Origin of the sequence: Pseudomonas fluorescens, from assembly GCF_018614655.1 — a bacterium.
In the GTDB taxonomy this organism is placed as follows: domain Bacteria; phylum Pseudomonadota; class Gammaproteobacteria; order Pseudomonadales; family Pseudomonadaceae; genus Aquipseudomonas; species Aquipseudomonas fluorescens_BX.
The window spans coordinates 145,952-172,828 of sequence record NZ_JAGGOG010000002.1 but is presented as its reverse complement, the minus strand read 5'-3'; the positions used below and the strand labels follow the sequence as shown (position 1 = coordinate 172,828).

Genomic DNA, 26,877 nt, shown 5'->3' with positions numbered 1-26,877 from the left:
GGAGCGGGCTTGCTCGCGAAGGCGGTGTATCAGTTGATACGTGTGCAAGCTGACACACCGCCTTCGCGAGCAAGCCCGCTCCCACATTGGATCTGTGGTGGCTGTTAAATCTTTGTCTTCAGGACGATCTCTTTCATGTCCCATTACCCGATATCACAGCAACTCTCAGCCTTCATCGAAAAAACCGAATCCTTCACCAGCAGCGATACCTCCCTGGCCGGTTTGCGCCAGGGTTACGACCGCATGTGCCGAGCCTTCACCCCGAGCCAGCCCGAAGGGTTGCAGGTGTCAGACTTTTCCTTGGCCGGTATCGGTGTTCGCGGCTATCAACCATCGGCACCAACGCCTCCCTCCGGCTGGCCCTGCATCCTTTATATGCACGGCGGCGGCTGGGTGGTTGGTGGTCTGGACTCCCATGACTTCATCTGCCTTGAACTGGCCAGTGCGTTACACGTTCTAGTGATCGCTATTGACTACCGGTTGGCCCCTGAACATCCGTTTCCAGCCGCGTACGAGGATTGCCGGGCCATCTGGCAGGCCATTCAGTTGTGCGAAACGCCCTACAAGATCGACCTCCAGCGGCAGGTGGTTGTCGGCGACAGTGCCGGTGGCAACCTTGCAGCGGCCTTGTGCCTTGGTTTACGGGATGACCGGCAACCGCTGCCTCGGGGCCAGGTGCTGATCTATCCGGGCCTGGGCGGCGCTGCCGACTTACCCTCCCGGCGCGATTGCTTTGATGCGCCGCTACTCAGTACCAGCGACACCGAGTGTTACCTGGCGCTCTATCTGCGAGGCCCGGGAAAACCGTCACCTTACGCCATGCCGCTGCTGGCCGAGGACTTCAGCGGCTTGCCTGCGGCGCTGATCGCCGTGGCGCAGTTCGACCCGCTGCGCGACGACGGCATGCTCTACGCCGAACGCCTGCAGGGGGCAGGCGTGGCCGCTACGTTGTATCCGGGGAAAGGGTTGATTCATGGCTGTTTGCGAGCAAGGGGGCAGGTGCCTGAGGTGGATCGGTTGTACGAATATCTGCTGGGCTACCTGCGCGAGGTTCTGTTGACGCAGGTCTGAAGCGTCAAGGACATGCTCATTGCACCATTCGGGTTTATGATGCCAGACGGCAAAATAATAGATGTCCCCTCAGGGATGAACTCGACCCCTTACGGAGCGCGCAATGCAGACTTTGTACCCGCAGATCAAACCCTACGCCCGGCACGATCTGGCCGTCGACGAGACCCACGTGCTGTATGTCGACGAAAGCGGTTCCCCGGAAGGTTTGCCCGTTGTGTTCATCCATGGCGGCCCCGGTGCCGGGTGCGACGCCAACAGCCGCTGCTATTTTGATCCCAACCTGTACCGCATTGTCACTTTCGATCAGCGTGGTTGCGGGCGTTCCACCCCGCGGGCCAGCCTGGAAAACAACACCACCTGGGACCTGGTGGCCGACCTTGAGCGGATTCGCGAGCACCTGGGTATCGAAAAGTGGGTGTTGTTCGGTGGCTCGTGGGGTTCGACCCTGGCCCTGGCCTACGCGCAAACTCACCCGGAGCGCGTGCATGGCCTGATCGTGCGCGGCATTTTCCTTGCCCGTCCCCAGGATATTCAGTGGTTCTACCAGGCTGGCGCGAGCCGTCTGTTTCCGGATTACTGGCAGGACTACCTCGCCCCGATCCCCCAGGAAGAGCGCCACGACCTGCTCAGTGCCTACCACAAACGCCTCACCGGTAATGACCAGATTGCCCAGATGCACGCCGCCAAGGCGTGGTCCACCTGGGAAGGCCGTATGTTGGGCCTGTGCCCGAACCCACAGTTGATCGAGCGTTTTTCCGAGCCCCAGCGCGCCTTGTCAATTGCCCGTATCGAATGCCACTACTTCACCAACAACTCGTTCCTTGAACCGAACCAGTTGATTCGCGACATGCACAAGATCGCCCATTTGCCTGGCGTAATCGTGCATGGCCGCTACGATATGATCTGCCCGTTGGATAACGCTTGGGAGTTGCATCAGGCTTGGCCCAACAGCGAGCTGCAGATTATCCGCGAGGCTGGCCATGCGGCTTCCGAGCCTGGAATCACCGATGCGCTGGTGCGTGCGGCCAGTGAAATGGCACGACGCCTGCTTGATCTACCGCCTGAAGAAGCATGAAAGGGCTTTTGCAACGGGTGCGAGGTGCCCGGGTCGAGGTAGAAGGGGAGGTTGTGGGGTCGATTGACCAGGGTTTGCTGGTGCTGGTGGCCGTCGAACCTTCAGATACTCAGGCTTGTGCCGACAAACTGCTGCACAAGCTGCTTAACTATCGGGTGTTCAGCGACGACGAGGGCAAGATGAACCTGTCCTTGAAGGACATTGGTGGCGGTTTGCTGCTGGTGTCGCAGTTCACGTTAGCCGCAGACACCAAGAGTGGCCTGCGCCCCAGCTTCTCCACGGCGGCTCCACCTGCCTTGGGAGAGGCACTTTTCGACTACCTGCTGTTACAAGCGCAACAATTGCATGGCACGGTGGCGTCGGGACGTTTTGGCGCGGATATGCAGGTGCATTTGGTCAATGATGGGCCAGTCACCTTCCTGTTACAGACCTGAATGTACTAAAAACGACGTTTAATGCCTAAAAACACAGGTTTTCGCTACAAATACTTCGCTGTCCCTGATGCGTTGTCTCGCGGCCTACTAGATAATCGCGCGCTACGGGGATCAGCGTTGTTTGGTCCATTTTTGACTTAAGTAGAGCCTTGTCTGACAGCCTTTGGGGAATCATTTAGCCTCATCGGAGTCGGAACATTGCTCGCCAACCTGGCATATAGATAGCTGGCCGTTGGTTTTTTGATCTGTTTTCGGCGAGGGTTGCTCGTGATTGTTAGTCCCTGTAATGCACCAAAATTGTCTGCCAAACGGTTACGAAATGCACTGGTAGCGGGCTCCGCCCTGTTTTGCCTGTTCGGCGCCGGTCAACTGTGGGCATTCAGTCTGGATGATGTGTCGGCCAAGGCAAAAGAGCTGGCCGGGCAGAAATACGAAGCCCCGCGCAGCAATTTGCCTAACGAATTCCGCGAAATGAAATTCGCTGATTACCAGAAAATTCGTTTCCGCAACGAGAAAGCCGAGTGGGCCGATCAGAAAACCCCGTTCAAGCTGTCCTTCTATCACCAGGGTATGCACTTTGATACGCCGGTGAAGATCAACGAAGTCACCGCCGATAGCGTCCACGAAATCAAGTACGATCCGGCACGTTTCGATTTCGGCGACGTCAAGGTTGATCCCAAGGCTACCGAACAGTTGGGTTATGCTGGCTTTCGCGTCCTGTACCCGATCAACAAGGACGACAAGCAAGACGAAATCATGACCATGCTCGGCGCCAGCTACTTCCGCGTCGTGGGTAAAGATCAGGTGTATGGCTTGTCCGCCCGTGGCATGGCTATCGACACCGCCTTGCCGTCCGGCGAAGAATTCCCGCGCTTCACCGAGTTCTGGATCGAGCGTCCAAAACCGGGTGACAAGCACCTGGTGATCTTTGCCTTGCTGGATTCGCCGCGAGCCACTGGCGCCTACCGTCTGATCCTGCGTCCAGGCACCGATACGGTGGTCGACGTCAAATCCCAGATGTTCCTGCGTGACAAAGTCACCAAGCTGGGCATCGCTCCGCTGACCAGCATGTTCCTGTTCGGCGCCAATCAGCCGTCCAAGGTCCTCAACTACCGTCGTGAACTGCACGACTCCAGCGGTCTGTCGATCCATGCCGGTAACGGCGAGTGGATCTGGCGCCCGTTGAACAACCCTAAACACCTGTCGGTCAGCAACTTCACCGTGGAAAACCCGCGTGGTTTCGGCCTGTTGCAGCGTGGTCGCAACTTCAGCCACTACGAAGACCTCGATGACAACTACGACAAGCGCCCAAGCGCCTGGATCGAGCCTGAGGGCGATTGGGGCAAGGGTTCCGTCGACCTGGTGGAAATCCCGACCGCCGATGAAACCAACGACAACATCGTTGCGTTCTGGAGCCCGGAAAAACTGCCGGAGCCAGGCAAACCGCTGGATGTCAGCTACCGCCTGCATTGGACCCTGGACGACGCGGCCTATCACTCGCCTGAAAGCGCCTGGGTCAAGCAAACCCTGCGCTCGACCGGCGACGTCAAGCAGTCGAACCTGATTCGCCAACCGGATGGCAGCGTGGCTTACCTGGTGGACTTCGAGGGACCTGCTCTCAAGAAACTGCTGGCAGATGCTCCGGTACGTAGCCAGGTCAGCGTCGGCGACAACGCCGAGATCGTCGAAAACAGCGTGCGCTACAACCCGCACACCCAAGGCTGGCGCCTGACCCTGCGCTTGAAGATCAAGGACGCGGGCAAGCCTACCGAGATGCGTGCGGCCCTGGTGCAGGACATCGTCATCCCTGAGCCCGAGAAGGCTTCAAACCAGGTGCTCAAGGCTGACAAGGTCTTGGCCAAGCAGCACGAGAAGCAGGCCAAGAAAGACGCCAAGGAAGCTAAAGACGCCAAGGTCAAGGACGCCAAGCAGCCTGAAGAGGCTGCTCCAGCCACAACACCAGAACCGAACAAGACCGAACAAGTCCTGAGCGAGACCTGGAGCTATCAGTTGCCTGCCGATGAGTAATTTACAAGCCCAGCCAGAAACTCTTGCCGAGTACCTGGCGCACCTCCCGATGACTGATGAGCAGCGCGCCGAACTGGCGGGCTGCACGTCCTTCTCCGAACTGCACGAGCGTCTGTCGTCGAGCACCTTCGACGCGCCTGTCGACGCGGCTCAAGCGTCGGTAGGCCGTCGGCTGACCCTGAACAGCGCCGAAGAACTGCAAGATGCCGAAATGCTGGCGTTAGACGCCAGTGGTCGGGTCTGCCTCAAGGCCACGCCGCCGATCCGTCGGACCAAGGTGGTGCCTGAGCCGTGGCGTACCAATATTCTGGTCCGTGGCTGGCGTCGCCTGACCGGTCGCACCAATCCTCCGGCACCGCCGAAGGACGAACGTGTGTTGCCGGCTGCCCGCTGGCGCACCGTCGGTTCGATTCGTCGCTATATCCTGCTGGTGTTGATGCTCGGTCAGACCATCGTCGCGGGCTGGTACATGAAAGGCATCATGCCCTACCAGGGCTGGTCCTTCGTCGACCTGGACGAGATCCGCAATCAGACCTTGCTGCAGACGGCCACCCAGGTGCTGCCTTATGCCCTACAGACCAGCATCCTGATTCTGTTCGGGATTCTGTTCTGCTGGGTCTCGGCCGGTTTCTGGACCGCGCTGATGGGCTTCCTGGAACTGCTGACCGGTCACGATAAGTACCGTATCTCCGGGAAAAGTGCCGGTAACGAGCCGATTGCGAAAGAAGCGCGCACCGCCTTGGTAATGCCGATCTGCAACGAAGACGTGCCCCGGGTATTTGCCGGCTTGCGTGCGACCTTCGAGTCGGTTGCCGCTACCGGTAACCTGGATCGCTTCGACTTCTTCGTCCTCAGTGACAGTAACGACGCCGATATCTGCATCGCCGAGCAACAAGCCTGGCTCGACGTGTGCCGCGAGGCCGGTGGGTTCGGCAAGATTTTCTATCGCCGCCGTCGACGTCGCGTCAAACGCAAGAGCGGCAACCTCGATGACTTCTGCCGTCGTTGGGGTGGTGACTACAAGTACATGGTGGTCCTCGACGCCGATAGCGTAATGAGCGGCGAATGCCTGACCAGCCTGGTGCGCTTGATGGAAGCCACGCCGGACGCAGGGATCATCCAGACCGCGCCACGGGCGTCGGGCATGGACACCCTGTATGCGCGCATGCAGCAGTTCGCCACTCGCGTTTATGGCCCGCTGTTCACCGCAGGCCTGCACTTCTGGCAGTTGGGTGAATCCCACTACTGGGGGCACAACGCCATTATCCGCATGAAGCCGTTTATCGAGCACTGCGCCCTGGCGCCGTTGCCGGGTAAAGGCGCGTTTGCGGGGGCGATCCTCTCCCACGACTTCGTTGAAGCCGCGCTGATGCGCCGTGCCGGCTGGGGCGTGTGGATTGCCTATGACTTGCCGGGCAGCTACGAAGAACTGCCGCCGAACCTGCTGGATGAACTCAAGCGTGACCGTCGCTGGTGCCACGGTAACCTGATGAACTTCCGCCTGTTTCTGGTCAAGGGCATGCACCCGGTGCACCGTGCGGTGTTCCTGACCGGGGTGATGTCGTACCTGTCGGCGCCGCTGTGGTTCTTCTTCCTGGTGCTGTCGACGGCACTGTTGGCGGTCAACACGCTGATGGAGCCGCAGTACTTCATGGCCCCACGGCAGTTGTACCCGCTGTGGCCGCAATGGCACCCGGACAAGGCGGTGGCGCTGTTCTCCACCACCATCGTGCTGCTGTTCCTGCCTAAATTGCTGAGCATCATCTTGATCTGGGCCAAGGGCGCGAAAGAGTTCGGTGGCAAGTTCAAGGTGACCCTGTCGATGCTGCTGGAGATGTTGTTCTCCATGCTGCTGGCGCCGGTGCGGATGATTTTCCACACCCGCTTTGTGCTCGCCGCGTTCCTCGGCTGGGCCGCGACCTGGAACTCGCCGCAGCGTGACGACGACTCCACACCATGGAGTGAAGCGGTCAAGCGTCACGGCCCACAAACCTTGCTCGGTTTTTTCTGGGCATTGTTGGTGGTGTGGTTGAACCCAAGCTTCTTGTGGTGGTTGGTGCCGATTGTCGGCTCGCTGATGCTGTCGATCCCGGTGTCGGTGATCTCCAGTCGGGTCAAGCTGGGTCTCAAGTCTCGCGACGAGAGCCTGTTTCTGATCCCTGAGGAGTACAACCCGCCGCAGGCGCTGCTGTCGACTGACCAATACACCCACGAAAACCGTTGGCACGCGCTCAATGACGGCTTTGTGCGGGCGGTGGTCGACCCTCAGCAAAACGCCTTGGCCTGCGCCCTGGCGACCTCCCGTCATGGTCAGGCCGAGCCGATTGAGTGGCTGCGCATCGAGCGTGTTCGTCATGCGTTGAAAGTCGGCCCCGCCGGCCTCAACAACGGCGAGCGCCTGGCCTTGCTCAGCGATCCGGTCGCCCTGGCTCGCTTGCATGAACAGGTCTGGAGCGAAGGTAACGCCGAATGGCTGGCGGCTTGGCGTACCTCGGTCAAGGCCGACCCGCATGCGCCATTGCTGCCCCTGAAACCGCAGTCGTCCCAGGCCCTGCCAGCCTGAATCTGACGCCCCCGAGCTAGCGTCTCGGGGGCGTTCGATAGCCCCTTCCTACAGTGTTTTTCCCTTCTGTTGCATTGCGCCAACCCCTTGTTATTTCGAAACAAAAGTCCCTCGTCTGGCCCGTACTTCCCGGCAGGGGAGTGGGTTAGGATCGCCCCCAAAATCTGACTCGTCTTTTCCTGTTTTGCACTGAGGGTGCGGGGACAGGTGCGCGAGTGCTTAATGGAATAGGGGCATTTGATGATCAAAAGGTATTTGTCGGCGCTGCTGCTTGGCATTGTTGTGCTTTCCCACGGCGGCCTGGCGCTGGCGGGTGCGATTGATGAGGCCGTCCGGCGTGGGGTGCTGAAAGTCGGGACTAATCCCACTTATGTGCCTTTCGAAATGACCGATAAGCGGGGCCGTGTCGTCGGTTTTGAAATCGATCTGCTGCGAGAGATGAGCAAGTCCCTGGGGGTGAAGCTGGAGTTGGTAACGGTGGCTTACACGGACTTGCTTCCGGGGTTGATGGCCAATCAGTTCGACATGATTGGCAGCGGCATGACCGTGACCCAGGAGCGTAACCTCGCGCTCAATTTCAGTGATTCGTTCATCATCGTCGGGCAGACGGTACTGTTTCATCCTCGGTTGGCAGGCAAGGTGGGTAGCATCGAAGACTTGAACGAAGCGGGGTATCGGATCGTTGCAACCGAAGGCACCACAGGGGAGGCGGCGGCCAAACGGTTTCTTGGCACTGCACAACTGAACAGTTTTCCAACACCGGAAGAGGGTGTTCGCCAGGTGGTCGAGGGCAAGGCCGACGCCTTTATCCATGACGCGCCCTATAACCTGATCGCCATCGCCAGGGCGCAAAACAGCCAACTGTTGGCGTTGGAGCAACCGTTCACCTACGAGCCCCTGGCGTTTGGCCTGAAAAAAGGCGATTACGACAGCCTCAACTGGATCAATCACTTTCTCAACCAGATTGCCCAGGATGGCACCTACGATCGCCTGCACGACAAGTGGTTCAAGGACACGGATTGGCTGGCGGAAATTGATTGAAGGTCATAACTACTTACACATATGAAGAGTCTTGAGCGATCACGGCGAACGGTCTACCCACGCGGTCTTCGCCGTATTTGTGGGCTTTTTCTGTCATATCCGCCAACAAACGTGGGCTAGACCTTTGTGCTATTGAGCGAGTGGGTTAGCATCGCACCCCGAAATGGTGCAGCCCTTTGCGCGCCGACCTCACAATAAAATGAGTTCAGGGGACTTGATGATGAAAAAGTATCTTTCGATGCTGCTGCTTGGCGTCTCGGCGCTGGTGGCGGTCAATGCGGCCCACGCCGGAGCCATCGATGATGCCGTCAAGCGCGGGACACTGAAAGTCGGCATGGACCCGACCTACATGCCCTTTCAGATGACCAACAAACGCGGTGAAATCATCGGCTTTGAAGTCGACATCCTCAAGGCCATGGCCAAGTCCATGGGCGTCAAGTTCGAGCCGATCTCCACCGGCTATGACGGCATCATCCCGGCATTGCTGACCAACAAGTTCGACATGATCGGCAGCGGCATGACCCTGACCCAGGAGCGCAACCTGCGCCTGAACTTCAGCGAACCCTTCATCGTCGTCGGCCAGACCCTGCTGATTCGCAAGGAATTGGAAGGCACCATCAAGTCCTACAAAGACCTGAACGACGAGAAATACCGCCTGACCTCCAAGCTCGGCACCACCGGTGAGATGGTCGCCAAAAAGCTGATCGCCAAGGCCAAGTACCACGGCTACGACAACGAGCAGGAAGCCGTGCTCGACGTGGTCAACGGTAAGGCGGATGCCTTCGTCTATGACGCGCCATACAACGTGGTCGCGGAGAAAAAGGTAGGTAATGGCAAGCTGGTGTTCCTTGACGAGCCGTTCACCTTCGAACCCCTGGCATTCGGTTTGAAGAAAGGTGATTACGACAGCATCAACTTCATCAACAACTTCCTGCACCAGATCCGTAACGACGGCACCTACGATCGCATTCATGACAAGTGGTTCAAGAGCTCCGAGTGGCTCAAGGACATGGAATAAAGCTAACACCGCGTCGCTTTCATCGCAGGCAAGCCAGCTCCCACATTTGACCGAGTTCTCAGGATGGACATCGATCAAGGTGGGAGCTGGCTTGCCTGCGAAGGCGGCCTGACAGGCGACATAAATCCCGGAACCCGCAATGAAACAGAAAAAAGCCCAATGGCCCTGGCACCTGCTAACGGTGGTCGTGCTGGTTGGCCTGGCTGGCGCCTTGTATTACGCCACCTCGCTGATGTCCTACGAGTGGCGCTGGAACCGCGTGCCACAGTACTTCGTCTATCAGGCCGAAGAGTCCCAGCGGGCGGCGGATATTTCCACCGTCGTTGAACTGGTACGCAAAGGCGATGTGGCCGAAGTCACCCTGCGTAACGACGCTGGCGTCGAACAGCACCTGAGCGTTGCCGACAATAGCCTGCAAGTAGCGCGCGGCGACGACGTGGCCGAAGGCGATGTGGTGGGTGTGAACCGGCATTGGGCGCTAGGCCCGCTGATGTGGGGTTTGTGGACCACGCTATGGTTGTCGGTGGTTTCCGGGGTTCTGGGCCTGGCGATTGGCCTGGCCACCGGTTTGTGTCGTTTGTCCAGTAACCCGACCTTGCGGGATTTATCGACGATCTACGTTGAACTGGTGCGCGGTACGCCGCTATTGGTGCAGATTTTCATTTTCTACTTCTTCATCGGCACGGTGTTGAACCTGTCCCGAGAATTCGCCGGGATCGCCGCTTTGTCGCTGTTTACCGGTGCCTACGTGGCGGAAATCATCCGTGCCGGGGTGCAGTCGATTGCCCGTGGCCAGGGTGAAGCTGCCCGATCCCTGGGCCTGAGTGCCGGCCAGTCGATGCGTCATGTGGTACTGCCGCAAGCGCTCAAGCGTGTGCTGCCGCCACTGGCCGGGCAATTTATCAGTCTGGTGAAGGACACCTCCCTGGTGTCGGTCATCGCCATTACCGAACTGCTCAAGAGCGGACGCGAAGTGATCACCACCTCGTTCTCGCCGTTTGAGATTCTGTTCTGCGTGGCAGGCCTGTACCTGCTGATCAACCTGCCGCTGTCGAAAATCGCCAGCCGGCTTGAGCGGAGGCTCGCGCAAAGTGATTGAAGTCCGCGATCTGGTAAAAGTCTTCGACACCCGTGGGCACGTGGTCCGTGCGGTAGATAACGTCACCACCCAAGTGGCCAAGGGCGAAGTGTTGGTAGTGATCGGTCCTTCCGGCTCCGGCAAGTCGACCTTCCTGCGCTGCCTCAATGGCCTGGAGGAGTTCGACTCTGGCTCGGTGAGCATTGACGGCTTGCAATTGGCCGACCCGAAAACCGATGTGAACGCCTACCGCCGTGAAGTCGGCATGGTGTTCCAGCATTTCAACCTGTTCCCACACATGACCGTGCTGGAAAACCTCTGCCTGGCGCAAAAGGTCGTGCGCAAGCGCGGCAAGAAAGAGCGTGAAGCCAAGGCCTTGGCCTTGCTGGAAAAGGTCGGGATTGCCCAGAAAGCCAATGAGTTTCCGTCGCGGCTTTCCGGCGGTCAGCAGCAGCGCGTGGCCATTGCCCGGGCGCTGGCTATGGAACCCAAGGTGATGCTGTTCGACGAGCCCACCTCGGCGCTGGACCCGGAAATGGTCGGCGAAGTGCTGGACGTCATGAAGACCCTGGCCCTGGAAGGCATGACCATGGTCTGCGTGACCCACGAAATGGGCTTTGCCCGGGAAGTGGCGGACCGGGTGCTGTTCTTCGATCACGGCAAGCTGCTGGAGGACGCCGCTCCGGCGCAGTTCTTCGATGCGCCGAAGGATCCGCGAGCCCAGGCGTTCTTGCGTCAGGTCCTATAACAGGTCACACCTTGAACTTGCCCACCCACACCTGCAACTCCGCTCCCAGCCGCGCCAGTTCCACACTGGCGTCGGCGGTCTCCTGACTCGCGGCTGAGTTCTGTTCCGACACATCCTTGACCTTCAGCACGCTGCGATTGATTTCCTCGGCGACGGCTGTTTGCTCCTCGGCGGCGGCGATCTGTGGGTTCATTTCCTGGATCACCGACACGGTGTGGGTGATGCTGGACAGGGCGTCCCCCGCGCGGCGAGTCAGTTCGACACTGTTGTCGGTGAGGTTGCGGCTGTTATCCATGATATCCGCAACCTGCTGCGTACCCCTGTGCAAGCTGCCAATCAGCTCTTCGATTTCTTCGGCTGATTGCTGCGTACGTTGCGCCAAGCTGCGGACTTCATCAGCTACCACGGCAAACCCCCGGCCCGCCTCGCCGGCGCGAGCCGCTTCGATGGCCGCGTTGAGCGCCAGCAGATTGGTCTGTTCCGAGACGGATTTGATCACCTCCAATACGCTGCCAATCTTCTGACTTTCCTGTTTCAAACCTTGCATGGCCTGGCTTGAACGGGCCATTTCCTGGGCCAGATGCTCGATGTGGGCAATCGCTTCAGCCACGACTTGATCACCCATGCCCGCCTGCCGGTCAGCTTCGGTGGCAGCCGCCGAGGCTTGTTCCGCATGGCGCGCGACTTCCTGGGAGGTGGCGAGCATTTCGTTCATCGCGGTGGCGACTTGTTCGGTTTCCTGTTTCTGGTCGTTGATCCCGCTGCGGGTCTGTTTGGTGACGGCAGACAATTGTTCGGCGGCGCTGGCTATCTGGCGGGCGCTGTCGCTGATGCCGCCGATCAAGCCCCGCAGGTTGACGGTCATTTGCCCGATACTGCGTTGCAGCTGGCCCAATTCATCCCGGCGTGTGGTTTGAATGTCGTGGCTTAGGTCTCCTTGGGCAATCCGGTTGGCGCTCAACAGGGCATGGCGCAGCGGTGTGACGATTTGCCCGGAGATCAGCCACGCGGCCAGGGCGCCCATCAGCAGGGCGGCAGCGGTGACATTGAGCATTAGTGTACGAGCCAGGTCGGCTTCTTTGTCACGTTGTTCGGTCTGGTACTGGCTCAGCAGGTCGCTCTGCTTGAGCAATTGATCCAGCCATTGTTCCAGTTGATTCTGGGTAGTTTCGGTGGTGACTTGAGCGTCCTTGAGCCGGGCCAGTTGGGTGCGGTAGTCGGCCTCGGCGCTTTTAAGCGCCGTTGTGTCTACCGGCAGCGTCGCCACTACGGCCAGTGCGCTGTCGAGTGCCTGGAGTGTGTCGGTGACGGCTTGGGCATAGTCATCCAGTGAGGCGGCTGCCCAAGCGGGGCTCTGGGCGCTGTCTTCTGCTTTTTCCATGGCCTGACGCAGGTGTTCAATAGCGTCCAGCGCCTTCTCATCGTCCTGGTTGGGTAGATCGCTGGCCAACTGTGCGAGGGTGTCACTGGCTTGGACGGAGGCGCGTTTGAGCCGCTCACGTGCGTTTTCACGTTGTTCAATCAGATTGGGCAGGCCATTCAGGGCGGTTTTGAAACTGGTTGTCAGGCGGCTCGAGTCTTGTATCTGCCGCAGGCTGGCCGGGTGTTTCAGTCGATCGGAAAGTGCGGCCAAATAACTGTCTATTTTCTCCATGTGCAGACCGATCCTGGTCAGGCTTGCCGGGTCATTCAGGGTGCGATAGACAATCCGGTCAGCCCGCAGTTCTTCGCCCGTCACGGCCAATTGAGACAGGATGGTCAAAGATTGCGAGCGAAAGAGTGAAGCACTCAAGGCTTGCCAGCCCGTCAGGGCGATAGCCAGGCTCAGCGCCAATACCAGGGCGAAACCGAGGATGAGTTTGAGAGTGACGCTGGTGTTGCCTAATACGCCGGTCAGTGGACGAAACATGGTGAGCCTCCAACGAATCAAAGAGAGCGTTTCGACAATCCGGCTGACGCGGGTCAGGGGAGTTGAAACGCTACTTCTATTCGGCGCGAGGCGTGTAATCCGTGACCTGAAAAACGTGTAGGAAACTTCACAAGTTGTCAGGGCGGCAGCCATGATGGCCGCCGCGAGGGTTCAGGTCCTGAAACGGCCCACGAGGGTTTGCAGGTAGACCCCCAGCCGAGCCAATTCGGCACTGGAGGCGGCAGTTTCTTCGCTGGCGGCGGAGGTCTGTTCGGAAACGTCGCGCACGTTCAGGACGCTGCGGTTGATCTCTTCGGCCACGGCACTTTGTTGCTCGGCGGCGGTAGCGATCTGCTGGTTCATCGCCTGGATCGCCGAGACCGTGCGGGTGATGTTTTTCAAGGCGCTGCCGGCCCGGCGAGTCAGTTCGACACTGCTGTCGGTGAGGCCACGGCTGTTGTCCATGACGGTCGACACCTGCAGGGTGCCGGCTTGCAGGCCGATAATCAGCTCTTCGATTTCCTCGGTGGACTTTTGGGTGCGCTGGGCCAGGCTGCGGACCTCGTCGGCGACCACCGCGAAGCCACGCCCGGCTTCCCCTGCGCGGGCGGCTTCGATGGCCGCGTTGAGGGCCAGTAGGTTGGTTTGCTGGGCTACTGACTTGATCACGTCCAGCACACTGCCGATCTTGTCGCTTTCGCGCTTGAGGTGGCCCATGGCTTCGGTGGAATTACCCACTTCGCTGGCCAGCCGCTCAATCTGCGCGATGGCTTCGCCGACCACCTTGTCACCTTCACGAGCCTGCTGGTCAGCGGCGACGGCGGCTTCGGATGCCTCTTCAGCGTTGCGCGCGACTTCCTGTACCGTGGCGGCCATTTCGTTCATGGCGGTTGCCACTTGGTCGGTCTCGACTTTCTGACTGTTGACCCCTGCACTGGTCTGTTCGGTAACCGCCGACAGTTGCTCGGCAGCGCTGGCGATCTGGGTGACGCCATCACTGATGCCGCCAATCAATTCCCGCAGGCCCACGGTCATGCTTTGCATGGCTCGTTGCAGTTGGCCCAGTTCATCACGACGCAGGGACGTCAGGTTGTGGCTCAGGTCGCCAGAAGCCACCTGCTCGGCGACTTTGAGGGTCTGGTTCAGCGGAATGACGATCTGCCGAGTGATAGCCCATGCCGCCACTATGCCGAAGACCAGCGCCAGGGCGGTGGCCAGCAGCAACAGGTTCTTGGCCTGTGCCGTGTCGGTATCGCGGACCACCGTTTGCGAGGTGGTGAGTTTTTTACTGTGATCCAGCAGGATATTGCCTTGCTCGGCCATGACTTTCATCGCCGCCGTGCTGGCTACCTGTGAGTCTCGGTACTGACTGACAGCGGCGCGGTAGGCTTGCAGCGATACGCCGGCCTGTTGCAGGTTGGCCTGGTATTGCTCCGGCAATTGGCCGTTAAGGCTGGTGATTTTCTTCAGGGCGTTGTCGATGGCGTCCAGGGCCGGCTGTTCTGCCTCAACCTTGCCGCTGTAGGTATAACCGCGCACCTGGAAGCGTGCTTGCTGAATCAGCTTGCTCAGGTCGACCACGTTGTTGAATTGGCTGACGCTGTCGCCTTGCAGCAGCGACTTCTCGACCTCACCTATCTTGAGCACCGCGTTGTCGGCCGTATTCCCGAGCTTGCTGCGGGCGTCTTCGCGGTTGGCACCCGCCTGGGTCATAGTGGTAAACGCACGCTTGTATTGATCAACAGCGGCCAATTGCTCATCGATCAGGGCGATATCGGCCGGCTGTTCGATCAAGCTGCGAGCGGTTTTCAGGCCGCTGTCCAATTGGCCCAGCAAGTCGTTGACTGCCGCCGGTCCTTGTTCGCCACGGCGCATTTCATAGTCCAGGCGCGCCAGACGCAATTCCTGGGTCAGCTCATTGAGGCTGGAGATAAAGCCCAGCTTGTCCCCCCGGCTGATCACGCCGCCAAGGCCGGTCCAGCCGGTGAAGCTGATCAACAAGGTCAATACCAACACCAGGCCAAAGCCTATGCCCAGCTTGCGATTGACGCTCACATTTCCCAGATTCTCGGCTAACCAACGATACATGCTGCGAACTCCCTTTGAACAAGGCTTGGACTTATCCAAAGGCTATCGGCAGGAGCGCGGGATTCTGTAGGCGCTAAAGATTCTGTGGCGAGCGGGCTTGCCCGCGTTGGGCTGCGAAGCAGGCCCTCAAGTGGTTGAAGTATTTCAGGCAGGATCGCGTGACTGATTTCAGGGCTGCTGCGCAGCCCAACGCGGGCAAGGGGGATTATTGTCCCTGTGGTGGTCAGAAAAGGCGGGCGAGCAGTGCGGTGACGGCGGTTTCGACCCGCAGGATCCGGGCCCCAAGCTGCACCGGCTGTAAGCCGGCTTTGGTCAGTAGATCCACCTCGTAGGGGATCCAGCCGCCTTCCGGGCCGATGGCCAGGGTTACGGGCTCATCCAGGCCACGAGGGCAGGGAGGATAGTCGCCAGGGTGGCCGATCAGGCCGAGCGTGCCTTGGGCCAAGGCAGGCAAACGGTCCTCGACGAAGGGCTTGAAGCGCTTTTCGATGATGATCTCTGGCAGTGCTGTGTCTCGGGCTTGTTCCAGGCCAAGAATCAACTGCTCACGAACCGCGTCGGGCTCCAGGAACGGCGTCTGCCAGAAGCTCTTTTCCACCCGATAGCTGTTGACCAGCACCACCCGTGGCACGCCCATGGAGGCCACGGTTTGCAGGACGCGACGGAGCATTTTCGGGCGGGGCAGGGCCAGCAGCAGGGTCAGTGGCAGTTTCGTCGGTGGCGGCTGATCGAGGTTGACCCGCAGTTCCGCTTCATGGGCTTCCAGGCGCAGCAGCTCAGCGTTGCCCATCAACCCGCCAATCCGGCCGACCCGCAGACTGTCGCCCACTGCCGCACGATGAACTTCCTGCATATGCACCAGGCGCCGATCACGCAGGATCACCCGGTCGGCCGCGATAAAGTCGGCCTCTTCAAGCAGCAGCAGGTTCACGGCTGAGTCGCTGGCGGCTGGTCGTCGTCGGCGGGTTGGTCATCCGGGTGCTCGCCGCGCTTGCTCACCAGGCTGCCAAACAGGATGCCAATCTCGAACAGCATCCACATCGGTACGGCCAGCAAGGTTTGCGAGAAGATGTCCGGCGGGGTCAGGATCATGCCCACCACGAAGCAGCCGATGATCACGTACGGGCGGATCTTGCGCAGGTATTTGACGTCGACCACACCGATCCACACCAGCAGCACCACGGCCACCGGAATCTCGAAGGCCACGCCAAAGGCGAAGAATAGCGTCATCACGAAGTCGAGGTAACTGGTGATGTCGGTCATCATCTCCACACCGGCCGGGGTAGCGGCAGCGAAGAATTTGAAGATCAGCGGGAACACCAGGAAGTAGGCGAAGGCCATGCCGGTGTAGAACAGCAGGATGCTGGAGACCAGCAGCGGCACCGCAATGCGCTTCTCATGCTTGTACAGGCCCGGCGCGATAAAGCCCCAGATCTGATGCAGGATCACCGGGATAGCCAGAAACAGCGAGACCATCATCGTCAGCTTCAACGGCGTGAGGAACGGTGACGACACATCGGTGGCGATCATCGTCGCGCCGACCGGCAGGTAGTCGCGCAGCGGCGTGGAGACGAAGGTGTAGATCTGCTGGGTGAAGGCAAACAGCCCGGCAAAGATCACGAAGATTGCCGCGACACACCGCAGCAGGCGGGTGCGCAACTCGGTGAGGTGCGAGACCAGCGGCATGTGCTGGTCGTTTTCCGGTTTATCAGCGCTCATGGGGCTCGCGGCGGCAATGTAGGGTCGTGGGGAGCGGGCGCTGTAGCGGGCGCCGGCGCGGGTTCTGTCGGGCCGGCGGGTGCAGGCTCTGCGGCGTGCACGGGTTCGACAACCGGTGTCGGCGTTGGCGCAACGGGTGGTGCAATGGAGGGCTCGGCCATGGGTTCAACCGGCTTGGGCGTTTCCTGCACCGGAGAGAGAATCTTCCGTGCCTCCTGTTCCAACGACAGAATGTGCTCGTTGTGCAGTTGCCGGCGAATCTCGTCGGCACCGATTTCCCGTTCAACTTCCTGTTTGATGGCGTTGAAACTGCGTTTCAGGCGCCCGATCCACAGGCCGGCCGTACGTGCGGCACCGGGCAGGCGTTCCGGCCCCAGCACCAACAGGGCAACGAGGCCGACGAGCAGCAGTTCAGAGAAGCTGATACCAAACATTAGTCAGTGCTCACGAGTCTTTGCGGGTCGGCTCTTGGACTTTCTCGGCCTGCACGTCGAAGGTGCGACGCTCGGTGATCGGCTGAGCGGCCTGCGGGTGCGCAGGCTGCGCCGGTGGAACCGGGCTGGCGGCAGGGTCGGCCGGTTTTTCGTCGTCGTTCATGGCCTTGCGAAAGCCCTTGATGGATTCGCCGACGTCGGTGCCCAGGTTCTTCAACTTCTTGGTGCCGAACACCAGTACAACCACTACCAGAATGACGATCCAGTGTTTCCAGTCAAAAATGCCCATGCTGCAATTCCTCTCTAAAGTTTATTCAGGCGGACGGGCGCGAGGCCTTTTCAGTGTGCCCGGACAAGCCGAAGCGACGGTCCAGTTCATCAAGCACGGCCTGTGGATGCTGCCCCAGTTGGGCAAGCATCACCAGGCTGTGGAACCACAGGTCGGCGGTTTCGTAGATCACATCGCTGCAGTCGCCGCTGATTTGTGCGTCCTTGGCAGCAATAATAGTCTCGACGGATTCTTCGCCAAGCTTTTCCAGAATCTTGTTCAGACCCTTGTGGTACAAGCTGGCGACATAGGAACTGTCGGCGGCCGCGCCTTTGCGGTCTTCCAGCACCTGGGCCAGGCGGTTCAGGGTGTCAGTCATGTTCAGTGTCCTGCCGAATAGATTGCGTGCGGGTCTTTGAGCACGGGCTCGACGGTCTTCCACTCGCCGTTCTCGAACACGCGATAGAAGCAACTGTGACGGCCGGTGTGACAGGCAATACCGCCGATCTGCTCGACCTTGAGGATCACCACATCGGCATCGCAGTCGATGCGCATCTCGTGCAGGGTTTGCACATGCCCGGACTCTTCGCCCTTGCGCCACAGTTTGCCACGCGAACGTGACCAGTAGATGGCACGGTTCTCGGCGGCGGTGAGGCTCAGGGCCTCGCGGTTCATCCAGGCCATCATCAGCACGCGCCCGGTCTTGTAGTCCTGGGCAATGGCCGGCACCAGGCCGTCACTGTCCCACTTGATCTCGTCCAGCCAGTCTTTCATGTTCGACTCCGACAACCGGGCCCTGTCTAGCCTCGGCGATTTACGACAGTGTATAACCGGACGGGCTATCGGCGCACGATCAGATACACACCCACGGCGACCATGATCCCCGCCGGCCAGTGGCCCAACTCGTTCAGCGGCCCGCCAGCGGCGAGGATCGCGCCGCCGGTCAGGTGGGCGGCGCCCAACAGGCGCAGGAACCAGTCGTCTCGACGCTTGTGCCACGGCGGCGCCGGGTCCTTGGCGTGGGGTTGGGACATGCGCTCCAGCAGGTCGCGGGTCATGTTGGCCAGGTGCGGCAGCTGCTCGACCTGGCTTTGCAGGTTGCCCAGCAGGGCTTTCGGGCTGACTCGCTCGCGCATCCAGCGTTCGAGGAACGGTTGGGCGGTGTTCCACAGGTCCAGGTCCGGGTACAACTGACGGCCCAGGCCTTCGATGTTCAGCAGGGTTTTCTGCAGCAGGACCAGTTGCGGCTGCACTTCCATATTGAAGCGCCGGGCGGTCTGGAACAGGCGCATCAACACCTGGCCGAAGGAAATATCTTTTAACGGTTTTTCAAAGATCGGCTCGCACACGGTGCGGATTGCCGCTTCGAACTCGTTGAGCTTGGTTTCAGCCGGCACCCAGCCCGAATCAATGTGCAGTTGCGCCACGCGGCGGTAGTCGCGCTTGAAGAAGGCGAACAGGTTGCGGGCCAGGTAATCCTGGTCTTCCGGCGTGAGGCTGCCGACGATCCCGCAGTCGATCGCGATGTACTGCGGGCTCCACGGGCTCACCGTGCTGACGAAGATATTGCCGGGGTGCATGTCGGCGTGGAAGAAGCTGTCGCGGAACACCTGGGTGAAGAAGATTTCCACGCCGCGCTCGGCGAGCATTTTCATGTCGGTGCGCTGGTCGGCCAGGGTCGCAAGATCGGTGACTTGAACGCCGTAGATGCGCTCCATCACCAGCACTTTTGGGCGGCACCAGTCCCAATAGACTTGCGGCACGTACAGCAGCGGCGAACCTTCGAAGTTGCGCTTGAGCTGGCTGGCATTGGCGGCTTCGCGCAGCAGGTCGAGTTCGTCGTAGATGGTTTTTTCGTAGTCGGCGACCACGTCCATCGGGTGCAGCAAGCGCGCATCGGCGGAGAAACGTTCGGCGGCGCGGGCGAGGATGAACAGCCATGCCAGGTCCTGGCCGATGATCGGCTTGAGGCCCGGGCGGATCACCTTGACCACCACTTCTTCGCCCGTCTTGAGCTGGGCGGCATGAACCTGGGCCACCGAGGCCGAGGCCAGAGGTTCGATGTCGAAGCGGCTGAAGACTTCGCTGATCTTCTTGCCCAGTTGCTCTTCGATCAGCTTGACCGACTGCTGCGAATCGAACGGCGGTACGCGGTCTTGCAACAGCATCAGTTCGTCGGCGATGTCTTCGGGCAACAGGTCGCGGCGGGTGGACAGGATTTGTCCGAACTTGATGAAGATCGGCCCAAGGTCCTGCAACGCCAGGCGCAGGCGGGCGCCACGGCTCAAGTCCAGGGTCTTGCGCGGGAACCAGCGCCACGGCAGTACATAGCGCACCGCCAACAAAAACCATGGCAGCGGCAGTGCGAACAGCAGGTCATCAAGGCGGTAGCGGATTACGACGCGCTGGATACGAAACAAACGGCGGACGGCAAGCAGCTTCATGCTTTATCGCTTGAATCAAGGGATTGGCTCAGGCGCTCGAAGCGCGCCTCAAGCCGTTCCAGGTCGAGTTTGGCCTGGTCGAGTTCACGAAAGCGCGCTTCGGCCTCCCGTTGTCCGACCAGGGTGCGCGATTCTTCGCTCAGGTATTCGGCAAGGTTCTGGTTCAGGCTGGCGAAGCCCTGCTGGTACCAGCGTGTGCGGCTACGCAGGTGGCCACTGATCAGTTGCGTGGCGACCGGGCCGAGCCAGCGGGACAGTTCGTATTCCCAGTCCAGCTCCAGGTCCTGCAGCACGGCGGCCAGGTCCATCAGCACCGTACTGTCACCTTCGAGCATGACGTCCGGGCCGTGGAGGATCGCCGTTTTGTCACGACTCAACGCCAGGCGCAACAGGTTGGACGCGGACGCGCGCAGGGTGCAGTCGGCATCGGCGGCCCATTGGGTTGCCAGCAGCAGGCCTTCATCGCTGGGCAGGATAAACAGCTGCAAGGTGGGGCTGCTGCAGTCGACGGCGATGATCTTGCCGTTCAAATGCGCCAGCCGCGCCAGGGCGGTGCTGTCCAGGCGCAGGACACGGTTGAGGCCGTGTTCAACGCTGGCGAGCAGGCCTGCGAACAGCATCAGGGCTTGATACCGCGGTGCAGGGCGACGATACCCGAGGTCATGTTGTGGTAGGTCACACGGTCGAAACCGGCTTCTACCATCATCGACTTCAGGGTTTCCTGGTTGGGGTGCATGCGGATCGATTCGGCCAGGTAACGGTAGCTTTCGGCGTCATTGGTGATCAGCTTGCCCATCAGCGGCATGAAGGCGAACGAGTAGGTGTCGTAGACCTTGGACATCAACGCGTTGGTCGGCTTGGAGAACTCCAGCACCAGCAGGCGACCGCCGGGCTTGAGCACCCGCAGCATGGAGCGCAGCGCGTCTTCCTTGTGGGTCACATTGCGCAGGCCGAAGGCGATGGTCACGCAGTCGAAATGATTGTCCGGGAACGGCAGCTTTTCAGCGTCAGCTTGGACGAACTCGATGTTGCCGGCCACGCCTTTGTCCAGCAGGCGATCGCGCCCGACCTTGAGCATCGAGCCATTGATGTCGGCCAGTACCACTTGGCCGGTAGGGCCAACCAGTTTCGAGAACTTGGCCGCCAGATCGCCCGTACCACCAGCGATATCCAGCACGCGGTTACCGGTGCGTACGCCGGACAACTCGATGGTGAAGCGCTTCCACAGGCGGTGCATGCCGCCGGACAGCACGTCATTCATCAGGTCGTACTTGGCCGCCACCGAGTGGAACACCTCAGCGACTTTTTCCGCTTTCTGGCTTTCCGGGACGTTCTTGAAGCCGAAGTGAGTGGTGGGTTCGGCATCGCTGCCTTTGCGCTGATCAGTCATATCGCTGTCACCAAAAGAGAATGGGGGCATTCTAATCCCCAGGGCATGCTTTGTCTTGGCAAGGGTGAAGGTAAGATAGGCCATCCCCGAGACCTTTTGCCGCATGGAAGGTTTTCAAGTCTCTATAAAGAGGAGTCATTGCAATGGCCCGTATACACGTTGAGCGTGCCCACACTCTTGGTAAAGAAGCTGCCCGGGCCAAGGCCGACAAGTTGGCGAAAAAACTCAAGGATCAATATGGCCTGGAGCCGTCGTGGTCCGGCGACACGTTGAACCTCAAGCGCTCGGGGGTAAAAGGTACCCTGAAAGTAGCGGAAGACTCTCTGCGTATCGACGTTGAACTGGGCCTGTTGATGTCGGCCATGAGCGGCAGCATCAAGTCCGAAATCGAGAAGGCTTTGGATAAGGCCCTGGCTTGATACCGACCTGCTTAGGGTGCCGTTTCTAATTTTTCTGCCTACTTTGTGCCTGAGCCCTCAACTCCTGTGGGCAGTTCCTCCACCCGTTTATGCGTGAGGTGCACCATGGCCAAAGTTATTTTGAAGAAAAAAATCGACACCCAGACCGCCGTTCTGAGTGACGTTAAAACCTATGCCCGCAAGATCTGGCTGGCGGGTCTTGGTGCCTACGCAAAGGTCGGAAGCGAGGGCGGCGAGTATTTCAAAGACCTGGTTAAATCCGGGCAACATGTTGAAAGTAAAGGTAAAAAAGTTGCAACTGAACAACTTGATGCCACCAGCAGTCAGATTGACCATGTAAAGAGTAATGCCCGCGTTATCAAAGGTCTGGTAGAAGTTCAGCTGGATAAAGTTGAAAAAGCTTTTGATACTCGTGTTGCAAGTGCCTTGAATCGAATCGGCATTGCGTCTAAACATGACGTGGAGACACTCTCTGCTAAGCTCGAAGAGCTGACGGCATTGCTCGAACGTGTCGCGCGTAAACACTAAGGAGACATCGGGATGGCTGTTAAAAAGACTACTCAGAAAGAAGGCAGCTCGTGGGTCGGGAAAGTTGAAGAATATTCCCGCAAGATCTGGCTGGCCGGTTTAGGCGTTTACTCGAAGATCGACAGTGACGGTAGTAAACTCTTTGAGACTTTGGTTAAAGACGGAGAGAAGGCCGAGAAAGTCGCCAATAGCGCAGTCGGTAAAAAAGTTACTGCTGCCAAGGCGACCGCCGGTTCGCGCATCAGTGATGCGAAGAAACAGGTACTGGGTACTTGGGGTGAGCTCGAAGGAGCTTTGGACAAGCGCCTCAACAGTGCCATTTCGCGACTGGGCGTACCTAGCCGTACAGAAGTGAAAGCGCTGCACAGCAAGGTCGATACCCTGACCAAGCAAATCGAAAAACTCACCGGTGCCAAAGTGACTCCGGTGAAAACCGCAGCCGCCAAACCTGCCGCTAAACCTGCGGCTAAAACCGCGGCGGCCAAACCTGCCGCGAAAGTCGCAGCCAAACCCCTGGTAAAAGCTGCCGCCAAGCCGGCTGCCAAACCTGCGGCCAAGGCACCCGCAAAAGCCGCAGCTAAACCTGCAGCCAAGCCAGCGGCCAAATCTGCAGCTGCCAAACCGGCTGCCAAGCCTGCCGCTAAGCCAGTGGCCGCTAAAGCCGCTGCCAAGCCTGCTGCTAAACCCGCAGCTAAACCTGCAGCGAAGACGGTAGCCAAGCCGGCCGCCAAGCCAGCTGCTAAAACTGCAGCCGCCAAACCTGCTGCCAAATCGGCCGCTGCGAAACCTGTAGCCAAGCCAGCCACCGCTAAACCGGCTGCCAAGCCAGCAGCCGCCAAGCCAGCGGCAAAACCCGTTGTAGCCAAGAAGCCCGCCGTAGCCAAGAAGCCTGCTGCGCCCAAGCCAGCCGTTGCGGCCAAGCCGGCAACCTCGGCTCCATCGACCAACTCGGTCTCTGCGCCGACACCGACCACCGCCACCTCGACTGCATCGTCGGCCACCCCGACGCCTTCCAGTCAGTCCTGATTTCACGGGACACACAAAAACGCCCGGCCTGTGAAGGTCGGGCGTTTTTGTGGATGCGGTCCACGGCACAATACATAACCAATGTGGGAGCGGCGGTGCGACGATTCGACTTGCTCGCACCGCCGCTCCCACATTTTTATTGCGCGTCATCCGAATAGCGCAGCGCGAACCTCTCCGTTGCCTGCCTCGCCGGCAACACCAAATGCGGCGCCACCAGCATCATGATCTGGTACACCACCACTCGTACCTCGCCTTCGCGGTCGAGAATCCGCTGGTAGTCCAGGGAAAACAGCAGAGTCATGGTGATCTGCTCCACCAGTTGCCCCAGCGCCTGGGTATCACTGACAAGTTGCCCCTCGGTCTTGAGCCGTGCCAACAGCGAGGCCAGCGTGCGCTTCAGTGCAGTCAGCAGGTTGCGAATGCCCTTGGCCAATTTTGGTAGACGGCCCGCCAGGTTCGACAGGTCCTGGAACAGGAACCGATAGTGCGCCATGCGCTCGATGATCAGGTGCAGAAACAGCCAGTAATCCTCGGGTGCCAATTGCACGTCCGCTGGCGGATCAAGCAACGGCGCCAGTTCCCCCTGAAAGCGCTCGAACAGCCCGAGCACCAGCGGTTCTTTGCCATGGAAGTGGTAGTAGAGGTTGCCGGGGCTGATCCCCATTTCATTGGCCACCTCCATGGTTGACACGTTCGGTTCGCCCTTGTGGTTGAACAACTGCAGGGCACATTCAAGGATACGGTCGCGGGTTTTCATCCAGTCTTCTTAGGTGATCGGTGAGCCGAGGTGTCAGCGCACCCGCACATAAGTGCCAGGCGCCGCTTCCATCGGTGGGTAGTTCTGGTTGCCCAGGGCGGTCAGGGTTTCGCGCTGCACGCCGGAGCGCTGCTGGATCCACTCCAGCCATTGTGGCCACCAACTGCCTTCGATGTGGCTGGCATCGTAGTACCAGGCGCGTGGATCGCTGCTCAGCTTGGGGTTCTCGACGAAGTTGGCCTTGGGATTACCCGGTGGGTTGAGAATGCTCTGGATATGCCCGCTGTTGGACAATACGAAACGTTTGTCGCCGCCCAGCAGCAAGGTCGAACGGTAGACCGCATCCCACGGTGTGATGTGGTCGTTGATCCCGGCCACGCTGAAGCTGTCCACCGTGACCTTCTGCAGGTCGATGGGCGTGCCGCACACTTCCAGGCCACCGGGATGGCTCAGCGGGTTGTGCTTGAAGAAGTCCAGCAGGTCGCCATGCAGGGCGGCCGGCAGGCGTGTGTTGTCGTTGTTCCAGTACAGAATGTCGAAGGCCGGCGGTTCCTTGCCCAGCAGGTAATTGTTGATCCAGTAGTTCCAGATCAGGTCATTGGGGCGCATCCAGGCAAATACCTTGGCCATGTCCCGACCATCCAGCACCCCTTGCTGGTAGGAGCGGCGTTTGGCGGCTTCCAGGGTCTGTTCGTCGGCGAACAGCGTGGCAGGGCTTTCGATCTGGCTGTCCAGCAGGCTCACCAGGTAACTGGCACTGGAGATCCGCCGCAGCTGACGCTTGGCTTGCAGGTGGCCTTGCAGTGCGGCGATGGTCAGGCCGCCGGCGCAGGCGCCCATCAGGTTGACCTCGCGGGCGCCGGTGATCGCCCGGCACACATTTAACGCTTCCTCCAGGGCGGCGACGTAAGTGGAGAGGCCCCATTCGCGGTGCCGCACGTCCGGGTTGCGCCAACTGACCATAAACACTTGCAGGCCGTTTTTCAGTGCGTATTGGACGAAGCTGTTGGCCGGGCTCAGGTCGAAAATGTAGTACTTGTTGATTTGCGGCGGCACTACCAGCAGCGGCTTGGCGTACTGTTTTTCGCTCATGGGCTTGTACTGGATCAGTTCCAGCAACTCGCTGCGAAACACCACCGAGCCGGGCGTCGTGGCCACCGTCTTGCCGACTTCAAAGGCCTGTTTGGTGACTTGGCGCGGCAAACCGTTGTTGTGCAACAGGTCGTCAAACAGGTTGCTGACGCCACGTACCACACTGTTGCCGCCGGAGTTGAGCAGTTCCTTGATCGCCAGCGGGTTGAGCAGGGTATTGGAGGGCGACACGGCATCGTTGAGCAGGGAAAAGGCAAAGTGCGCCCGTGCGCGGTCGTCGGCGCTCAGGGCGCTGTCATCGATCCAGTGGCGAGTCTGTTTCTGCCAGCTCAAATAGGCTTGCAGGCTGCGCCGATAGAAGGGGTTGAGTTTCCAGGTGGGGTCGGCGAAGCGGCTGTCACGAGGGTTGGGCTCGTGTACGGTTTCACCCAGCAACACCCGGCCTAACTGTCCGCTCAGGGCCATGGCATGCCGTGCGCTGTGCAGCGGGTTGCGCAGGCTATGGGCGGCGACGCTGCGCAAGGTCGACAGCAAATCCCGGCCACGCAGGCCAGTGATTGCACTTTGTGCATTGATGAACGCGGCGGGGGTGGGTACCGCGTCCTTCATGGGTTTGTCTCGCATGAGTCAACACTCCTTCGTCAAACCATCAACAAGCACGCCAATTCAGAACCATAGTCGGTCTGTAGCCGCTGTCGAGGAACGAGGCTGCGATGCGCTCCGCAGGAGTGCCCTTGGGGGCCGCTGCGTCGAATGCCGCACCAAGCCCATCGCAGCCTCGTTCCTCGACAGCGGCTACAGGGCCGGCTGCGGATGAATCACCGCACGCAAACGCTCTTCCTGAAGAAACTTCATGATGATCGGCGCCACGGCTTCGGCCCGGGTAATCAAGAACAGATGGCCGTCGTCGATGATGTGCAGTTGGGCGTTGGGAATGCGCCAGGCCAACATGCGCATATTGATCAACGGGATCAACGGATCGTCATCGCCTGCCAGTACCAGCGTGGGTTGCTTGATCTTGTGCAGCCAGTGGATGCTGGTCCAGCCCAGGCCTGCGAACAGTTGCCAGTAATAGCCCAGCTTGCCGGCCGAACGCACTTTGCTCGCATGTTCGGCCGCCAGTTTTGAATCCCGGCGAAACGAGCCGCCATAGATCATTGGTGCAATGCGTACCACATGGGAGGGTTGGATATAGCGTCGAGGGCTCGCCATCAGCCACAGCACCTTTGGCTTGCCGGGGACCATGAAAGCCCCGGCGGCCGTCGCCGCGAGGATCAGCTTCTTGCAGCGTTCCGGATAGTCGTAGGCAAACTGCTGCGCCAGCGCTCCGCCCCATGAAACCCCCACCGCGTTGACCTGGCCATAGTCCAGGTAATCGAGCATACGGGCGGTGAGTTTGGCCAGGCCGGGGAAGCGATAAGGACGATTGGGTGTAGACGAACCGCCAACCCCCGGTACATCAAAGGCAATGACTTCCAGGTCCGGGTCCAGTGCCTGGACGAACGGAAACACCAGCTCAAGATTGGCGCCGATGCCGTTGAAAATCAGCAGCGGCGTCAAGTGAGACTTGCCCGGGCGGACCGCCGTGCGGATGGTTTGGCCATCCAGGTCGATGGTACGAAAGATGAACGGTTGCGGCATGCTCAAGCCCTGTGAAATGGCGCGTTATTTCCCTGTCGAAACTCGGTCAATGTGGGAGCTGGCTTGTGTGGGAGTTCCCACATTCGATCCCATTCCAGTCACAAAA

Annotated in this window: 25 protein-coding genes and 1 pseudogene; 12 read left to right on the top strand and 14 right to left on the bottom strand. The window is 59.8% G+C overall.

All coding sequences use genetic code 11. The annotated features are described in order from the left end of the window. The first annotated feature begins 135 nt into the window (after nt 1-135). The 9 genes and pseudogenes from J7E41_RS01590 to J7E41_RS01550 all read left to right on the top strand — a co-directional run bounded on the left by J7E41_RS01590 (nt 136) and on the right by J7E41_RS01550 (nt 11,056). Nucleotides 136-1,071, top strand: a complete 936-nt coding sequence (locus J7E41_RS01590; protein WP_214989662.1) for an alpha/beta hydrolase — start codon at nt 136-138, stop codon at nt 1,069-1,071. Nucleotides 1,072-1,174: 103 nt separating this feature from the next. Then, the gene (gene pip / locus J7E41_RS01585) at nt 1,175-2,146 is read left to right on the top strand and encodes a prolyl aminopeptidase (protein ID WP_214989661.1); all 972 of its coding nucleotides are present in this window, start codon (nt 1,175-1,177) and stop codon (nt 2,144-2,146) included. Further along, complete coding sequence (gene dtd, locus J7E41_RS01580; protein WP_214989660.1) at nt 2,143-2,580, top strand: D-aminoacyl-tRNA deacylase; 438 nt, start codon at nt 2,143-2,145, stop codon at nt 2,578-2,580. The genes pip and dtd overlap by 4 nt, the downstream gene beginning before the upstream one ends. A gap of 267 nt (nt 2,581-2,847) precedes the next feature. Then, nucleotides 2,848-4,608: a glucan biosynthesis protein gene (locus J7E41_RS01575; RefSeq protein ID WP_214989659.1), complete on the top strand. Its 1,761-nt coding sequence runs from the start codon at nt 2,848-2,850 to the stop codon at nt 4,606-4,608. Then, a pseudogene (mdoH, locus tag J7E41_RS01570) lies at nt 4,601-7,191 on the top strand (glucans biosynthesis glucosyltransferase MdoH). Before J7E41_RS01575 ends, mdoH begins: the two are co-directional and overlap by 8 nt. Nucleotides 7,192-7,411: 220 nt before the next feature. After that, nucleotides 7,412-8,212: a transporter substrate-binding domain-containing protein gene (locus tag J7E41_RS01565; RefSeq protein ID WP_214989657.1), complete on the top strand. Its 801-nt coding sequence runs from the start codon at nt 7,412-7,414 to the stop codon at nt 8,210-8,212. A gap of 220 nt (nt 8,213-8,432) precedes the next feature. After that, nucleotides 8,433-9,230 carry a transporter substrate-binding domain-containing protein gene (locus tag J7E41_RS01560; protein ID WP_214989656.1) on the top strand — a complete coding sequence of 266 codons (798 nt, stop codon included), beginning with the start codon at nt 8,433-8,435 and terminating at the stop codon, nt 9,228-9,230. Between the two features lie 139 nt (nt 9,231-9,369). Further along, complete coding sequence (locus tag J7E41_RS01555; RefSeq protein ID WP_214989655.1) at nt 9,370-10,329, top strand: amino acid ABC transporter permease; 960 nt, start codon at nt 9,370-9,372, stop codon at nt 10,327-10,329. Next, complete coding sequence (locus tag J7E41_RS01550; protein ID WP_088423043.1) at nt 10,322-11,056, top strand: amino acid ABC transporter ATP-binding protein; 735 nt, start codon at nt 10,322-10,324, stop codon at nt 11,054-11,056. The genes J7E41_RS01555 and J7E41_RS01550 overlap by 8 nt, the downstream gene beginning before the upstream one ends. 4 nt (nt 11,057-11,060) lie before the next feature. On the opposite strand, the gene J7E41_RS01545 is transcribed toward J7E41_RS01550, so the two are convergent. From J7E41_RS01545 to ubiE, 11 genes are all read right to left on the bottom strand, one after another. Then, nucleotides 11,061-12,965: a methyl-accepting chemotaxis protein gene (locus tag J7E41_RS01545; RefSeq protein ID WP_214989654.1), complete on the bottom strand. Its 1,905-nt coding sequence runs from the start codon at nt 12,963-12,965 to the stop codon at nt 11,061-11,063. 171 nt (nt 12,966-13,136) lie between these two features. Further along, nucleotides 13,137-15,053, bottom strand: coding sequence for a methyl-accepting chemotaxis protein (locus tag J7E41_RS01540; protein WP_214989653.1), 1,917 nt, complete (start codon nt 15,051-15,053; stop codon nt 13,137-13,139). Nucleotides 15,054-15,276: 223 nt separating this feature from the next. After that, nucleotides 15,277-15,984 carry a 16S rRNA (uracil(1498)-N(3))-methyltransferase gene (locus J7E41_RS01535; RefSeq protein WP_214989652.1) on the bottom strand — a complete coding sequence of 236 codons (708 nt, stop codon included), beginning with the start codon at nt 15,982-15,984 and terminating at the stop codon, nt 15,277-15,279. After that, the gene (gene tatC, locus J7E41_RS01530; RefSeq protein WP_169357484.1) at nt 15,981-16,772 is read right to left on the bottom strand and encodes a twin-arginine translocase subunit TatC; all 792 of its coding nucleotides are present in this window, start codon (nt 16,770-16,772) and stop codon (nt 15,981-15,983) included. Before tatC ends, J7E41_RS01535 begins: the two co-directional genes overlap by 4 nt. After that, the gene (tatB, locus tag J7E41_RS01525) at nt 16,769-17,206 is read right to left on the bottom strand and encodes a Sec-independent protein translocase protein TatB (RefSeq protein ID WP_214989651.1); all 438 of its coding nucleotides are present in this window, start codon (nt 17,204-17,206) and stop codon (nt 16,769-16,771) included. The genes tatC and tatB overlap by 4 nt, the downstream gene beginning before the upstream one ends. Before the next feature lie 10 nt (nt 17,207-17,216). Then, nucleotides 17,217-17,495, bottom strand: a complete 279-nt coding sequence (locus J7E41_RS01520) for a twin-arginine translocase TatA/TatE family subunit (protein ID WP_214989650.1) — start codon at nt 17,493-17,495, stop codon at nt 17,217-17,219. Between the two features lie 25 nt (nt 17,496-17,520). Further along, a complete protein-coding gene (locus J7E41_RS01515) occupies nt 17,521-17,853 on the bottom strand; it encodes a phosphoribosyl-ATP diphosphatase (protein ID WP_149411274.1) in 333 nt (110 codons plus the stop codon). Nucleotides 17,854-17,855: 2 nt separating this feature from the next. After that, nucleotides 17,856-18,248, bottom strand: coding sequence for a phosphoribosyl-AMP cyclohydrolase (gene hisI, locus J7E41_RS01510; RefSeq protein ID WP_155582909.1), 393 nt, complete (start codon nt 18,246-18,248; stop codon nt 17,856-17,858). 65 nt (nt 18,249-18,313) lie between these two features. Beyond that, nucleotides 18,314-19,918: a ubiquinone biosynthesis regulatory protein kinase UbiB gene (gene ubiB, locus J7E41_RS01505; protein ID WP_214989649.1), complete on the bottom strand. Its 1,605-nt coding sequence runs from the start codon at nt 19,916-19,918 to the stop codon at nt 18,314-18,316. Beyond that, on the bottom strand, nt 19,915-20,538 hold the full coding sequence (locus tag J7E41_RS01500; protein ID WP_214989648.1) for a ubiquinone biosynthesis accessory factor UbiJ: 624 nt from the start codon (nt 20,536-20,538) through the stop codon (nt 19,915-19,917). Before J7E41_RS01500 ends, ubiB begins: the two co-directional genes overlap by 4 nt. Then, nucleotides 20,538-21,308, bottom strand: coding sequence for a bifunctional demethylmenaquinone methyltransferase/2-methoxy-6-polyprenyl-1,4-benzoquinol methylase UbiE (ubiE, locus tag J7E41_RS01495; RefSeq protein WP_003209306.1), 771 nt, complete (start codon nt 21,306-21,308; stop codon nt 20,538-20,540). The genes J7E41_RS01500 and ubiE overlap by 1 nt, the downstream gene beginning before the upstream one ends. A gap of 143 nt (nt 21,309-21,451) precedes the next feature. Here ubiE and J7E41_RS01490 point away from each other — a divergent pair, with 143 nt between their 5' ends. The 3 genes from J7E41_RS01490 to J7E41_RS01480 all read left to right on the top strand — a co-directional run bounded on the left by J7E41_RS01490 (nt 21,452) and on the right by J7E41_RS01480 (nt 23,281). Beyond that, the gene (locus J7E41_RS01490; protein WP_214989647.1) at nt 21,452-21,727 is read left to right on the top strand and encodes a polyhydroxyalkanoic acid system family protein; all 276 of its coding nucleotides are present in this window, start codon (nt 21,452-21,454) and stop codon (nt 21,725-21,727) included. Nucleotides 21,728-21,832: 105 nt separating this feature from the next. Next, nucleotides 21,833-22,255 (top strand): phasin family protein, encoded by a 423-nt coding sequence (locus J7E41_RS01485; protein ID WP_214989646.1) that lies wholly within the window; start codon nt 21,833-21,835, stop codon nt 22,253-22,255. Between the two features lie 12 nt (nt 22,256-22,267). Then, nucleotides 22,268-23,281, top strand: a complete 1,014-nt coding sequence (locus tag J7E41_RS01480; RefSeq protein ID WP_214989645.1) for a phasin family protein — start codon at nt 22,268-22,270, stop codon at nt 23,279-23,281. Nucleotides 23,282-23,417: 136 nt separating this feature from the next. Here the strand turns inward: J7E41_RS01480 and J7E41_RS01475 are convergent, their stop codons facing one another. The 3 genes from J7E41_RS01475 to phaZ all read right to left on the bottom strand — a co-directional run bounded on the left by J7E41_RS01475 (nt 23,418) and on the right by phaZ (nt 26,771). Then, nucleotides 23,418-24,038, bottom strand: coding sequence for a TetR/AcrR family transcriptional regulator (locus tag J7E41_RS01475; RefSeq protein ID WP_214989644.1), 621 nt, complete (start codon nt 24,036-24,038; stop codon nt 23,418-23,420). Between the two features lie 33 nt (nt 24,039-24,071). Beyond that, nucleotides 24,072-25,754 carry a class II poly(R)-hydroxyalkanoic acid synthase gene (gene phaC, locus J7E41_RS01470; RefSeq protein WP_214989643.1) on the bottom strand — a complete coding sequence of 561 codons (1,683 nt, stop codon included), beginning with the start codon at nt 25,752-25,754 and terminating at the stop codon, nt 24,072-24,074. A 171-nt stretch (nt 25,755-25,925) separates the two neighbouring features. Continuing rightward, on the bottom strand, nt 25,926-26,771 hold the full coding sequence (phaZ, locus tag J7E41_RS01465) for a poly(3-hydroxyalkanoate) depolymerase (RefSeq protein WP_214989642.1): 846 nt from the start codon (nt 26,769-26,771) through the stop codon (nt 25,926-25,928). Nucleotides 26,772-26,877 lie beyond the last annotated feature (106 nt).